Raw genomic sequence first — 14,156 nt, forward strand, 5'->3', positions numbered from 1 at the left:
ATTATGCGAAGCACTATGGATTCGCCGGGGGCGGCTGGCCTGCCGCTTCCCAGGATTCAATCCTTAACAGCATCGGTCTGCCCAAGCTCCATGGCTTTGTTCTTCGACGAACCGTTGACGCTGCTGGATGATCTGACGCCGATTCCGCACTCCGCGCTCCAGCTACAACGTTGGCGCGTTCTGGCGAGCCTGCTGGATTTTGCCGAGTCCAGCCTTTCAGGCGTCGCTCCTGCACGCTTGCGATACGGATTTCGCAGCGACTACCGGGTTACCGTCGCGGCTTTACGGCGAGCGCGATCTTGTCCCGCAGGTCACTGTCCGAAAACGGCTTGCGCAAGACCTGGCATCCGTCGAACTCGCTTGGTATCCCGCTGGCGCCGTAGCCGGTACTGAAGAGAAATGGAATGTCGCGGTCGCGAAGGATTTCGGCGACGGGAAAAACCAGCTGGCCGGCCAGGTTCACGTCCAGCATCGCCAGGTCGATCTCCGCCGACCTGGCTGCCTCGCACGCCGCACCGAGACGCGCGACCGAGGCTACGACGGTGCATCCGAGCTCTTCCAACAGGTCCTCGATCAACATGGCGATCGCGCCTTCGTCTTCGACGACGAGCACCCTGACCCCGACGAATTCGGTCATGGTCAATCCGTTCCGATGAGCATCGAAAGACGGCAGATGACGCCCTCGGGATCGAAGGTGATGTCGAGTTTTCCGCCCAGGTCGCGCTCGATGCATCGCTCGATCAGGCGAAAACCGAGGCCACGTCGTTCGGGACGATTCACCCGCGGCCCTCCCTGCTCGCGCCATTCCAGGCTGAGCCGTGCGCCATCCGCTTGGGACTGCACGCTCCAGCTGACGGAAACGGTGCCCGTTTCGGCTGACATCGCCCCGTATTTCAGCGCGTTGACGGCCAGTTCGTTGAGGGTCATCGTGAGGTTGAGCGCTACTCTTGAGCTGACTTCGATGAAGGCTCCTTCGATCACGAGACGATCGGGGGCATGCCCCAGCACCGGCACGAGCACCTCGCGTGCGAGGGAATCCAGCGGCGTGTCGCCCCAATGGCGCTTGGTCAGAAGATCGTGCGCCCGGGACAAGGCCAGCAGCCTCGCTTCGAAGCGCTTGTACCCGTCCTGTGCGGACTCCGCATTTCGGGCCGTCTGGCTGGCCAGCGATTGGACTGTGGCGAGCGTGTTCTTGACCCGATGATTGAGTTCGTCGATCAGTACCTTCTGCCGGTTTTCCGCCTGCTTTCGTTCGGTGATGTCCATCAGCATGTTGATCGCGCCGATCAACGCGCCATCGGCGTCGTGCAGGGGCGTCGGATAAGGCACAAAGGGCACGCGGGTGCCATCGGGCCGCTCTGCAATGGCCTCGGCACCCCGTATCGGGCGGTTTTCCTTCAATGCGATCGCCATGGGGCACTGATCGTGTGGCAGCGGCGTTTCGTCGGTGTTGTAGAGCCGCCAGGAGACGCACCACATGTCCCCCAATCGGGGTGTCCGGCCCGAGAGTTCGACGGCCGCCTGGTTGAAGAATGTAATGCGGCCCTCTGCATCGGTTGTGTAAACCGCCGCGGGCAATGCCTCGAGAAGGTCTCGCAGGTGCCGTTCACTCTCGCGGATTCTGGTTTCCATTCGCTGCGCCGTCGTGACGTCCTGAATGACGCGCACGCCGTAGCGAAACGCGCCTGAAGCCGACCTTACCGACGAGCTGTTGATGTCGAGATAAACGACCTCGCCATCCGCTTTGAGGGCGCGTTTTCGAAGCACATAGCTGTCGAGTTCACCGGCCACCTGACGCCCATACAAGGCGGCGTCCGCCTCGATGTCGTCCGGGTGCGTGTAGTCCGAAAACGTCATCGCCAGTAGCTGTTCGCGGGTTCTGCCGAGCATGTTGCAGAGGGCGTCGTTCACACGCAGCAACCGTCCTTCCGCATCGCTCTCGGCGATCCCCACCGTGGCCGCCTCGTATGTCGCCGAGAGCCTCTCGTCGCTCTCCCGCCGTGCGGCCTTCGCCGTGTGGAGGTCGGTCACGTCGACCGTGAAACAGCGCGTGTTGTAGAACCTGCCGTCCTCGAACCGACCGTTGGAGGTGATGGCGACATGCTTGATGGCGCCGTCCTTGGCCCGCAGCCGTGCCGGGTAACCCTCCAGCCTTTCTCCGTTGGAAAGCTTGCTGATGATGTCCTCGATAACGGGCGCATCCACGTGAAACTCTGCGATATGGCGACCGATGTATTCCTCGGGGCTGTATCCCAGAAAGGCCAGTTCGGCCTTGTTCGCGCGCAGAATCAGCCCTTCGGCATTGACGATATGAAGGCCTACCGCGCTGTTTTCGAAGAAATCCTCGAGGTCGGCGCTTTTTTGCCGGAGCTCCTGCGCCGCAGCGCGATACGAAGAGACGTCCTGGAAGCTGGCCATCACGCCCTGGGCGATTCCCTGCTCGTCCTTGAGAACCCTCGTGCTGACCAGGGCCGCGAATTCGCTGCCATCCGGACGCCGCATGATCACGTCGGCCTTGCTGGGCGAGATTCCCGTCCTGAGCGCCGTGGCTGTCGGATAGTCGGTTTCGCGATCGAGCGGCGTACCGTCCGCTGAAAAAAGCCGATGCGAGCCGCAGAAGCGGTCGCCGTTCTTGCCGGATACGGGTGCCCTTCCCCACAGGCGCGCGGCTTCGGCGTTGTAGCTGACCAGCCAGCCGTCGCGATCGCAGAGATATACAGCCGCAGGAATGGCATCGAGCGCGCGCGCATTCAGGGAAACCAGGCTGTCGTATTCGCTCAGCGGTCCCTGGGAGTCTTCTGTTTCAGGCATTCACTTATTCCTCTTCGCCCCTGGCTAAAACGACATACCTGTCAGGTTGCTGAAGGAAAACATCCGGAGATCTTCCCCGGGCCTCCATGTCGGCGCCCGCTTTGGCAAGTAGGTATTTCATTGGACTGGTGACGTCAGCCAACGGCTCGATGCAGACCGGAAGATTGCACATCGTAGCGTCACGCACCGGCGTGCGCCCGTCCCGATTACCGTTACGGTTTGGCGTCATGGCTGTGTATTGGGTGGTCGGGCGCAGGGAAGCACGTGTGGTATCGGGTTGTCGACAACAAGTTGACCCTGTCCGACGTCTTACCGCACGGCTGCTGCGACGAAACGTCGGGGTTCGCGGATCGTTGCGCTGAAGGCTCGTGCCATGCGAAGCCTGCGGCAGCGCAGCGCATTCCAAAACGTGGACCTATCGCTATATAGTCAGATATATAACGTTCATCTCAGTTCACTTTTATCTACCGGGATCGACATGACTGGCGACAAGCCATCCGAAAGCGCGCTTCGCATCGACGGGCATCTCTGGTTCAACCGCAACGACAAGGCCTACCTGGGCGGCAAGCGGGTCGAGCTGCTGGAACAGATCGAGCGAACCGGCTCCATCAGCCAGGCGGCCAAGGCCGTCCAGCTCAGCTACAAGGGCGCCTGGGATGCCGTCGAGGCGATGAACAACCTGTCGGAGCGCCCGCTGGTCGTCAGGGAAGCAGGCGGTTCCGGCGGTGGCGGAACGCGTCTGACCGATTTCGGCCGGCAGATGGTGCATACCTGGCGCCGCATGCAGGCCGAGTACGAGCGCTTCCTGGCGCAGCTGGCCGCCGGTGCCGAGCGCCACGAAGAGGCCGATAACCTGCTCAGGGCCATTGCGATGAAAACCAGCGCGCGCAATCAGTTCAGGGGACGTGTCGCCGAGATCCGGCCGGGCTCGGTGAATGGCAGCGTCACGCTGGATCTGGGTGGCGGGCTGGCGCTGGTCGCCAACATCACACGCGACAGCATCGAGGCGCTGCAGCTCGCCCCCGGCACGCCGGCGATCGCCCTCATCAAGTCGAGTTTCGTGCTGCTGTCGCCGGACCCCGAGGTGCGGATCAGCACCCAGAACCGCCTGCACGGCGTGGTGCTTTCCATCACCCCGGGCGCGATCAACAGCGAAGTGAAACTGCAGTTGTCCGAGCATCGCACGCTGGTTGCGGTGATCACCAACCAGAGTGTGGACGAGCTGGGTATCCAGGTCGGCCAGCCCTGCACCGCCTTGATAAAGGCGTCCCACATCATCATTGCCGTCGACTGAGCGAGACCTATGCCTACCTTCTTCTCCCGCCTCCTCTTTCCAGTCCTTTGCGTTCTGTTTCCCGCACTAGCCAGCGCCGATGAAGTGCAGGTCGCCGTTGCCGCCAACTTCAGCGCGCCGATGCGCGAGCTGGCCGAGGTGTTCGAGGCCGCCACCGGTCACCGGGCGCGCCTCGCCTATGGCTCGACCGGCAAGTTCTACGCACAGATCAGCAATGGCGCGCCCTTCGAGGTGCTGTTCAGCGCCGATAGCGCCACACCGACGCGGCTGGTCGAGGAAGGCAAGGCCCTGGGCGATACCCAGTTCACCTACGCGCTCGGGCAACTGGTGCTCTGGTCGGCCCGCGAGGGCTATGTGAGCGATGGCGAGGCGCTGCTCGAACGCGCCGATTTCCGCCATCTGTCCATCGCCAGCCCGAGCGCAGCGCCCTACGGCGCCGCCGCCCTGGAAGTGCTGCGCGGCATGGGGCTGGAGGCTGAACTCAAGGGCAAGCTCGTCCAGGGCGAAAACATCACCCAGGCCTATCAGTTCGTGGCCACGGGCAACGCCGAGGTCGGTTTCGTCGCCCTGTCCCAGGTCTACCTGGATGGCGAGATAAGCCGCGGATCGGCCTGGATCGTGCCCGCCGAGCGCTATACGCCGATTCGCCAGGACGCCGTCGTGCTCGAGCGCGGGCGTGACAATCCGGCGGCCCGCGCGTTGCTCGACTTCATGCACACCGAGCAGGCCAGGACGCTGATGGCTCGTTACGGGTATGGCGTCGAACCATGAGCCCGGAGGATTGGGGCGCGATCTGGCTCACGCTCAAGCTCGCGACGCTGGTTACCGTGTTGTTGCTGCTGCTCGGGACCCCGCTGGCCTGGTGGCTGGCACGTACCCGCTCGCGCTTCAAGAGCGCGGTGTCCGCGCTGGTCGCAATGCCGCTGATCCTGCCGCCGACGGTCATGGGGTTTTACCTGCTGCTGCTGATGGGGCCGCAAGGGCCGGTCGGCCGCCTGACCGAGGCCACCGGCATCGGCCTGCTGCCCTTCACCTTCGCCGGGCTGGTCATCGCCTCGATGGTCTATTCCCTGCCGTTCGTGGTGCAGCCGCTGCACAACGCCTTCGCCGCCATCGGGCCGCGCCCGCTGGAGGTCGCCGCGACGCTGCGCGCCTCGCCGTGGGACAGCTTCCGGCATGTCGTGCTGCCCCTGGCGCGCCCCGGCTTCATCAGCGCGGCGGTGATGGGCTTCGCCCATACCGTCGGCGAGTTCGGCGTGGTGCTGATGATCGGCGGCAACATCCCGGACCGCACCCGCGTCGTCTCGGTGCAGATCTACGACCATGTCGAGGCGATGCAGTACGACAACGCCCACATACTGTCGGCGTGCCTGGTGGTGTTCAGCTTCGTGGTGCTGGTGATACTGGGCCGTTTGCGGCGGGAGGCCGTCCATGTCTGAAGTGGGAATCGACGCGCGGCTGCAGGTGCAGCGGGACACCTTTCGGCTCGATGTCCGCCTGCAGCTGCCCGCCACCGGGATCAGCGTGCTGTTCGGCCGCTCCGGCTGCGGCAAGACCACCCTGCTGCGTGCCATCGCCGGCCTCGATCCGGCCCAGGGCGAGCTCAGCTTTCGCGGCGAACGCTGGCTCGACGGCCGCTACTGCCTGCCCACCCATCGCCGTCCGCTCGGCTACGTATTCCAGGAAGCCAGCCTGTTCGGCCACCTGGACGTTCGCGACAACCTGACCTTCGGCTACCGTCGCGTCCCGCGTGCCGAGCGCCATATCGACCTCGACGAGGCGACCGCCCTCCTCGGCCTGGAGTCCTTGCTGCCTCGGCGCGCCAACCAGCTTTCCGGCGGACAGCGACAGCGGGTCGCCATCGCCCGGGCCCTGTTGACCAGCCCCAGGCTGCTGCTGATGGACGAACCCCTGGCGAGCCTGGATCTGGACAGCAAGGCGGAGATCCTGCCTTACCTGGAGCGCCTGCACACCGAGCTCTCCATCCCGGTGGTCTACGTCACCCATTCGCCCGATGAGGTCACCCGGCTCGCCGATCACCTGGTCCTGCTCGAGGCCGGACGGGTGCGTGCCAGCGGGTCGTTGAACGCACTGCTGACCGACCCCGATCTTCCCCTCGCCCAGCTCGACGAGGCCGCCGCGGTGCTGACCGCGACCCTTGCCGAACACGATCCCCACTACCACCTGAGCACCCTGAACGTGCCCGGCGGCACGCTCAGCGTCGCGCTGTCGGACCTGCCCCTCGGCACCCGGACCCGCCTGCGCATACTGGCGCGGGACGTCAGCCTCGCCCTGGCGCCACCGCACCGGAGCAGCATCCTCAACAGCCTGCCGGCGCGCATCCAGGGCCTGATCCCCGACCGCGACCCGAGCCGTCTGCTGGTGCGGCTGGATCTGGGCGGCACCTCGATCCTCGCGCGCATTACACGCCGGTCCGCCGACCAGCTAGAGTTGAGGCCTGGCCTCGACGTGTATGCGCAGATCAAATCCGCCGCGCTGGTACGTTGAGCCGCGCAGCCCCCGGCCATTGGAAGACGCCATGAACATTCGCCCCTACCACCCCGCCGACGAAGACGCGGTCGTGCAACTCTGGGAGGACTGCGGCCTGACGCGTCCCTGGAACGACCCGCACAAGGACATCGCCCGCAAGCTCACCCAGCAACCGGAGTTGTTCCTGGTCGGCGAGGTCGCCGGCGAGCTGATGGCCAGCGCCATGGCCGGCTACGACGGCCACCGGGGTTCGGTCCATTACCTGGCCGTGGCGCCGGCGTATCAGGCGCAAGGCCACGGCCGGCAGATGCTGGAGGCGGTCGAGCAGCGCCTGTTCGCCCTGGGCTGCCCCAAGCTCAACCTGCTGGTACGCACGTCCAACGAGCGGACGCTGGCGTTCTACCGTTCGCTGGGCTATGGAACCGATGACGTGTTCAGCCTCGGCAAACGCCTGATTCCGGACCTGCCCGACTGACCGCAGTCCTGCCCCGCGTACGAACCGCCGCGCCGTCGTCGCTGTCCGTGCATTTGAGATGCAGGGGCCGCTGGTTTAGGGTTGAAGCCCGTCCTTGCGCCCCGCCCCTGACCGGCGGGCTTCCCGCCAACCCACGAGTCCCATGCCCATGCGTCTAGCCGCCCTCGCCCTCCTGTTTGCCCCCTTCTGCGCCCAGGCCGCGAGCCTTGCGGTCTGTACCGAAGCCAGCCCGGATGGGTTCGACGTGGTGCAGTACAACGCGCTGACCACCACCAACGCGTCGGCCGACGTGCTGATGAATCGCCTGGTGGAGTTCGATGCCGAGCGCGGCGAGCTGTTGCCCAGCCTGGCCCGGCGCTGGGAGGTCTCCGCGGATGGGCTGACCTATCGCTTCACGCTGCGCGACGACGTGCAGTTCCATCGCACCGACTATTTCACCCCCAGCCGGCCGCTCCAGGCCGAGGACGTGGTGTTCAGCTTCCGTCGCATGCTCGATGCCGACCACCCCTGGCATGGCACCGCGGCCAGCGGCTATCCCCACGCGCAGTCGATGCAGTGGCCGGAGCTGATCCGGAGCGTCGAGGCCAGCGACCCGCAGACGGTGACCGTGACCCTCACGAAGCCGGACGCGACCTTCCTCGCGACCCTGAGCATGGGCTTCGCCTCGATCTATTCGGCCGAATACGCCGGGCAGCTGATGAGTGCCGGCACGCCGGAGAAGCTCAACAGCGAGCCGATCGGCACCGGCCCCTTCGTGCTGCGCCGCTTCCAGCGTGATGCGGTGGTGCGCTACACGGCCAACGCCGAGTATTTCGCCGGCGCGCCCAAGGTCGATGCGCTGATCTACGCCATCACCCCCGACGCCAACGTGCGGCTGCAGAAGCTGCGCCGTGGCGAATGCCAGGTCGCGCTCTCGCCCAAGCCGCAGGACGTGCAGGCCGCGCAGCAGGACAGCAACCTCAAGGTGGAACAGACGCCTGCGTTCATGACCGCCTTCGTCGCCCTCAACAGCGACCATCCGCCGCTGGACCAGCCCAAGGTGCGCCAGGCGATCAACCTGGCATTCGACAAGGCCAGCTACCTCAAGGCGGTGTTCGAAGGCAGCGCGACGGAGGCCAACGGTCCCTATCCGCCCAACACCTGGAGCTACGCGCAAGAGCTGCCCGGCTACCCGCACGATCCGGAAAAAGCCCGGGCGCTGCTCGCCGAGGCCGGCCTTGCCGAAGGCTTCAAGACGCGCATCTGGACACGGCCGAGCGGCAGCGTGCTCAACCCCAACCCCAGCCTCGGCGCGCAGCTGCTGCAGGCCGACCTCGCCAAGGTCGGCATCCAGGCCGAGATCCAGGTGGTCGAATGGGGCGAGCTGATCCGCCGCGCGAAGGCCGGTGAACACGACCTGCTGTTCATGGGCTGGGCTGGCGACAACGGCGACCCGGACAACTTTCTCACCCCGCAATTCGCCTGTGCGTCGAAGGCGTCCGGGCTGAACTTCGCGCGCTTTTGCGACCAGCGACTCGACGACCTGATCCGCGACGGCAAGGCGACCGGCGACCAGGCCAGGCGCAGCGAGCTCTACCGTCAGGCGCAGCGGATCATCCAGGAACAGGCTCTCTGGGTGCCGCTGGCACACCCCACCGCCAGCGCGCTGCTGCGGGCCGAGGTGCAGGGTTATCGCGTCAGTCCCTTCGGGCGGGTCGACTTCTCACAGGTCTCGATGGGCCGCTGAACCCGTCTCACATCCCGGGCGCGGCCTGTCGGTCGACACCTGCGCTCGGTTCCACTCATCGGCCAGCAGCCCGTAGCGCAGCATGTCCTCGAACACGCCGTGCTTCTTGAACTCGCCGCGCAGGCAGCCTTCGTAGCGCATCCCCAGCTTTTCCAGCACCCGCGCCGAGGCGAGGTTACGCTTGAAGCACTCGGCCCAGATCCGTTGCAGTTTCAGGTCTGCGAAGCCGTAGGCGACCAGCGCGGCCGCCGCTTCGGTGGCATAGCCGCGGCCCCAGTGCGCCGTGCCGATCCAGTAGGCCAGCGCCGCGCGCTGATGCGTCCATGACAGCGTGGCAAAACCCATGGTGCCCAGCAGTTCTCCTTCGCGGGTGATCGCCAGCGGCATCGCCCGGCCCGAGGCGTAGAGGTCCTCGTGTATCGCGATCCAGGATTCGGCGTGGTGCAGCCCATAGGGATGCGGCAGCGTCGCGGTGGTGTCGCCGATCCGTGGGTCGTTGGCCAACCGTTGCAGCGCCGGGGCATCGGCCAGGGTGAACGGCCTCAGGCAGAGCCTGGAAGTGGTCAGTGTCGGGAGCATCGCGGTCCATGGAGGCGGATTCGGCCCTCTTCAATAGCACACCCCGCCTCCTGGCCACAGACAGGGTTCGTATCCGCTGGCGGCCACTGGCCGGCCGACCAGTGGCCGCGAATCTGTCATGCGCGGCACAGTCCGATGATTATCCGAAATCTGCATGGAGAGAGCCTGCGATGACCCGTCCCGCCTTCATTGCGCTGGAACAGGCCCGAGGCATTGCCTCGCGCTGGGCCGAAGGTGGCGGGCCTGAGCAGGCCCAGCGTGACTTGACGGCCCTGTTCGAGGCCTGGCAACCGACCGATTCGGAGGACAAGGCGGCGTACGCGGCACAACAGGCCCTCGAAGCGCTGCAGCGCGCCTACAACGACTGGCTGCAGCGCGGTGAGAACTGCGAGGAACTGCTCCATCAGCTGCAGTGGATCCTCGATCCGGCACATAGCGGCGTCATGCCGGACGCTCGGCGGTCAGCGGGGGCGGCGGACAGCGTCGATCGGCCATGACGCCTCAAAGAAGTAGCCAAACGCCCGGGATGTGTGAGTACAGATGAAAGAGCACGCACAGCAAAAGGTGGCTTCGGCCCCGGGCGACCCGCAGGCGGTCGCCCGCAGTACGCTGAATTTTCCGGTGGTGGGGATCGGCGCTTCGGCGGGCGGCCTGCAGGCGGTCGCGCGGTTCCTGGCGCAGGTGCCCGCCGACAGCGGGATGGCGTTCGTGGTGGTGATACACCTGTCGCCCGATCACGAAAGTCACGCCGCGAGCGTGCTGCAGCGTGCCACGCCAATGCCGGTGAGCCAGGTCGTCGGCCCCACGCGGCTGGAGGCCGGGCGGGTCTACGTCATCCCGCCGGGCAAGGACCTCGTCCTCTCCGATAACCACCTGTGCCTCAGCGACCTCCCGCCGGGCGCCGGGCAACGCGCACAGATCGATACCTTCTTCCGGACCCTGGCCGACGCGCATCGGAACCGGGCCTTCGGCATCGTTCTTTCGGGCGCCGGCAGCGACGGCTCGGTCGGCCTGGCCCGGATCAAGGAACAGGGCGGCGTGACCCTGGCGCAGCAGCCGCAGGATGCCGAGTACGCATTCATGCCCCGCTGCGCCATCGACACCGGCAAGGTCGACCTGGTGTTGCCGGTGGAGGACATGCCGCAGAAGCTGCTCGACCTCTGGACCAATGCGCACGCCATCCAGCTGCCCCTGTCGGCGGACGAACCGGTCGACGCCAAGCCCGGGCCGGGCCGCGATGACGACGAAACGGACCTGCAGGCGCTCCACAGGATCATCTCGGAGCTGAAGCAGCGTACCGGCCACGATTTTCGTCCCTACAAGCGCGCCACCGTGCTGCGGCGCATCGGGCGCCGCATGCAGGTGGTGGCCAGGCCGAACCTGCACGCCTACCTCGACTACCTGCTGCAAACGCCCGACGAGGCCCCGCTGCTGCTGAGTGACCTGCTGATCGGCGTGACCGATTTCTTCAGGGACCGGGAAGCTTTCGAAGCGCTGGAGCGCGACATCATCCCGCAGCTGTTCGCCGATGCTTCCTGCGACACGATCCGGGTGTGGTCGGCGGCCTGCTCCACCGGCGAGGAAGCCTATTCCCTGGCGATGCTGCTCTGCGAGCAGGCAGCGGTCCGAAGCGGCCGGGTGCGCCCGCGGGTGTTCGCCAGCGACATCGACGCCGCCGCCATCGCCCGCGCGCGCCGGGGCCTGTATCCCGAGGCGATCGCGGCGGACGTCACGCTGGGCCGGCTTCACCAGTATTTCACCCAGGCGGGCGAGTACTACCAGGTCCGCAACGAGATTCGCGAAAAGGTGCTGTTCACCCAGCACAACCTGTTGCGCGACCCGCCCTTTTCCCATCAGCACCTGATCGTCTGCCGAAACCTGCTGATCTACCTGGACTGGAACATCCAGCGCGTCGTGCTGCAGATGTTCCACTTCGCCCTGCTTCCCGGCGGTTTCCTGTTCCTGGGCAGCGCCGAATCGGCCGACGCCTGCCCCGAACTCTTCAGGGTGGTCGACAAGAAGAACCGCATCTACCAGGCCGTAGCGGCCCCACGCGCGAAGCGTTACAGCCCGGCGTCGCGTCTTGTCGATGCGGCTCCGTCATCGGCGCAGGACGAGGCGTCGGGCTACGCCGAGATCCAGCGCTGGCTGGTCGAGCGCTTCGCGCCGCCGAGCCTGATCGTCAGCCGCGACAGCCAGATCCTGCGGATGTCCGGCGATGCCGGGCGCTATCTGCGGCCCGTCGCGGGCGAGCCCTCCCGCGAGCTGCTCAGCGCCATTCACCCGTCCCTGCGCGACGGCCTGCGCAGCGCCCTGCTCAAGGCGTTCGAGACGGACGCCAGCGTCAGCCAGACCCTGGCCGTCACCCTCGACGAGGGGCCGGTGGAGTTGGCGCTTCTGGTCCGGCCGTTCCAGCAGAGCGGCCGGACGCTGGCCGTGATCCTGTTCCAGGCGACCGCTGCCGACGACACCACGGCGGCAAGGCTTGGCAGCGAAGGCAAGCGCACCTTCGACGAAGACTTCGTCGCACAGCTGGAGCGCGAGTTGCGGGGCACGCGTGAGCAGCTGCAGAGCAGCACCGAGGGCGCTTTCCTCTCGTCCGAGGAGCTCATGGCGTCCAACGAGGAGCTGCAGGCCATCAACGAGGAGTTGCGTTCGGCCACCGAAGAACTCGAAGCCAGGCGCGAGGAGCTGCAGCTGCTCAACGAAGAACTGCAGCTGGCCAACCAGGACCTGCGCGCTGAAATCGAACAGAGCGCCAAGATCAACGACGACCTGCGCAACCTGATCGCCTCGTCCGGGGTCGCCACGCTGTTCATCGACCGCGCGATGCGCCTCAAATGGTTCACCCCGCGCGCGACCGACCTGTTCGACCTGACCGTCGACGATACCGGCCGGCCGGTCCTCGAGGTGTCCCACAGGCTCGACTATGCCCAGATGCGGGCCGACATCGGCCAGGTCTTCGAGTCGCTCGGCCAGGTGGAGCGCGAGGTGCGCAGCGACGACGGGCGCTGCTTCATCGCACGCCTGCTGCCCTACCGCACCCTCGAGGACCGCATCGACGGCGCGGTGCTCACGTTCATCGACATCACCGCGCGTCGCGAGGCCGAGCGCAAGCTGCACGAGGAGGAGCAGCTGATGCGGCTGGTGGCCGACAGCACCCGCGATTACGCGATCATCACCATGGACCTGCAGGGCACCGTGACCAGCTGGAACCGGGGCGCGGAGCTCACCTTCGGCTACAGCCAGGACGAAATGCTCGGCCAGTCCGCCGATGTCGTGTTCCTGCGCGAAGACCGCGAGGCCGGCGCCGCGCAGCAGGAGCGCGAGCGCGCGCTGCAGGACGGCCGCGCCGAAGACGAGCGCTGGCACTACCGCAAGGGCGGCGAGCGGTTCTACTGCAGCGGCATCGTCACCCCGCTCGGGCTGGAAGAGCCGCGGGGCTTCGTGAAGATCTGCCGCGACCTGACCATCCGCAAGCAGCAGGAACTGGCCCAGGAGACCGAACTCGAGCGCAGCCAGAGCCTCAGCCAGCGCAAGGACCAGTTCTTCGCGATGATTTCCCACGAGCTCAAGCATCCGCTCAACCTGGTTCAGCTCAACGCCGAGCTGCTCTCGCGGCTGCCGGTGATCAGCCGCTCGACGATGATGAGCAAATCCTGCCAGGCGATCCTCCAGGCCGTGCGCAGCCAGGCGCTGATCATCGACGACCTGCTCGAACTGAGCCGTGCCCACACCGGCAAGCTGAAGCTGACCCTGACGCCGGTGGACCTCGACCAGGTCATCGGCGAGATCATCAACGGCGTCCACAACGAGCTGCTCGAATCGAAGCTGGAACTGGACTACGAGCCCTGCGCCGAGCCGTTCATCCTCGAGGCGGACCACACCCGCGTCGAGCAGATCATCTGGAACCTGATCAGCAATGCGCTGAAATTCACGCCCCGCGGCGGGCAGATCGGGTTGAAGCTGCAGCGCGAGGAGAACATGGTCAGGGTCGACGTGACCGACACCGGCTGCGGCATCGACCCCGCCAACCTGCCCTACATCTTCAACGTGTTCGACCAGGCCGAAGGCCGGCCCGCCGCCCGTACCAAGGAGGGTCTGGGGATCGGCCTGGCGCTGGTCAAGGAATTGACCGAGGCCCACGGAGGGTGGGTCGAAGCGGCGTCCGAGGGGGGCGGCAAGGGCTCGCGCTTCAGCGTCTGGCTGCCCCTGCTCACCCAGACCGCGGAACAGGAACCGACCCGGACGGACGAGAATCGGGATGGACGGCTCGGCGGCGTGCGCATCCTGCTGGTCGACGACTCCCCGGACGTGCTGGAGACGCTGCAGATGCTGCTGGAGATCGAGGGCGCCTGGGTGCTCACCGCCAACAGCGGCCAGCAGGCGCTGGAGCTTCTGCCCCATGGACCGTTCGACCTGCTGATCTCCGACATCGGCATGCCGGGCATGGACGGCCACCAGCTGATAGAGGCGGTGCGCAAACGCCTCGACGACCCGCCGCCCGGCATCGCCCTGACCGGCTTCGCCAGCCAGGAAGACATCAAGCGCGCCACCAGCGCGGGCTTCGCCCGCCACCTGGGCAAGCCGGTGTCCTTCGATGCCCTGATCGATGCGGCCGAAGCGGTGGTCGGGGGGCGGGAGGGCTGAGCGTTTGGTTTGGGTTCAAGGGCGGTGCGGGCTCTATTCGCGGTCGAGACCGCTCCACGAGTGGGCTTACGGGCGTGTGGGCAAACAGACATCGCCGGTGGGTGCCCTTGAGCGCTGCGTTGCTCGCTCCC

The 14,156-nt window shown here is 66.3% G+C and carries 11 protein-coding genes; 8 read left to right on the forward strand and 3 right to left on the reverse strand.

Features of this window, described 5'->3' with window-relative positions; genetic code table 11:
- Positions 1-268 precede the first annotated feature (268 nt).
- Together DN824_RS17885 and DN824_RS17890 are read right to left on the reverse strand one after the other, a co-directional pair.
- Positions 269-637, reverse strand: a complete 369-nt coding sequence (locus DN824_RS17885; RefSeq protein ID WP_138409766.1) for a response regulator — start codon at positions 635-637, stop codon at positions 269-271.
- Between the two features lie 2 nt (positions 638-639).
- The gene (locus DN824_RS17890) at positions 640-2,811 is read right to left on the reverse strand and encodes a PAS domain-containing sensor histidine kinase (RefSeq protein ID WP_138409767.1); all 2,172 of its coding nucleotides are present in this window, start codon (positions 2,809-2,811) and stop codon (positions 640-642) included.
- A gap of 478 nt (positions 2,812-3,289) precedes the next feature.
- Between DN824_RS17890 and DN824_RS17895 the strand changes: the two genes are divergently transcribed.
- The 6 genes from DN824_RS17895 (at position 3,290) to DN824_RS17920 (ending at position 8,796) form a co-directional block, all read left to right on the forward strand.
- Positions 3,290-4,105, forward strand: a complete 816-nt coding sequence (locus DN824_RS17895; protein WP_138409768.1) for a TOBE domain-containing protein — start codon at positions 3,290-3,292, stop codon at positions 4,103-4,105.
- Between the two features lie 9 nt (positions 4,106-4,114).
- Complete coding sequence (gene modA, locus DN824_RS17900; protein WP_138409769.1) at positions 4,115-4,876, forward strand: molybdate ABC transporter substrate-binding protein; 762 nt, start codon at positions 4,115-4,117, stop codon at positions 4,874-4,876.
- A complete protein-coding gene (gene modB, locus DN824_RS17905; protein ID WP_138409770.1) occupies positions 4,873-5,544 on the forward strand; it encodes a molybdate ABC transporter permease subunit in 672 nt (223 codons plus the stop codon). The genes modA and modB overlap by 4 nt, the downstream gene beginning before the upstream one ends.
- A complete protein-coding gene (modC, locus tag DN824_RS17910; RefSeq protein WP_138409771.1) occupies positions 5,537-6,613 on the forward strand; it encodes a molybdenum ABC transporter ATP-binding protein in 1,077 nt (358 codons plus the stop codon). The genes modB and modC overlap by 8 nt, the downstream gene beginning before the upstream one ends.
- Before the next feature lie 31 nt (positions 6,614-6,644).
- A complete protein-coding gene (locus tag DN824_RS17915) occupies positions 6,645-7,070 on the forward strand; it encodes a GNAT family acetyltransferase (RefSeq protein ID WP_138409772.1) in 426 nt (141 codons plus the stop codon).
- A 148-nt stretch (positions 7,071-7,218) separates the two neighbouring features.
- Positions 7,219-8,796, forward strand: coding sequence for an ABC transporter substrate-binding protein (locus DN824_RS17920; protein ID WP_138409773.1), 1,578 nt, complete (start codon positions 7,219-7,221; stop codon positions 8,794-8,796).
- On the opposite strand, the gene DN824_RS17925 is transcribed toward DN824_RS17920, so the two are convergent.
- A complete protein-coding gene (locus tag DN824_RS17925) occupies positions 8,773-9,375 on the reverse strand; it encodes a GNAT family N-acetyltransferase (RefSeq protein WP_138409774.1) in 603 nt (200 codons plus the stop codon). The two genes, DN824_RS17920 and DN824_RS17925, sit on opposite strands and share 24 nt — an antisense overlap.
- A 170-nt stretch (positions 9,376-9,545) precedes the next feature.
- Between DN824_RS17925 and DN824_RS17930 the strand changes: the two genes are divergently transcribed.
- Positions 9,546-9,872, forward strand: coding sequence for a hypothetical protein (locus DN824_RS17930; protein ID WP_138409775.1), 327 nt, complete (start codon positions 9,546-9,548; stop codon positions 9,870-9,872).
- 43 nt (positions 9,873-9,915) lie between these two features.
- The gene (locus tag DN824_RS17935) at positions 9,916-14,025 is read left to right on the forward strand and encodes a chemotaxis protein CheB (protein ID WP_138409776.1); all 4,110 of its coding nucleotides are present in this window, start codon (positions 9,916-9,918) and stop codon (positions 14,023-14,025) included.
- Positions 14,026-14,156 lie beyond the last annotated feature (131 nt).

Source organism: Stutzerimonas nosocomialis (assembly GCF_005876855.1).
GTDB lineage: Bacteria > Pseudomonadota > Gammaproteobacteria > Pseudomonadales > Pseudomonadaceae > Stutzerimonas > Stutzerimonas nosocomialis.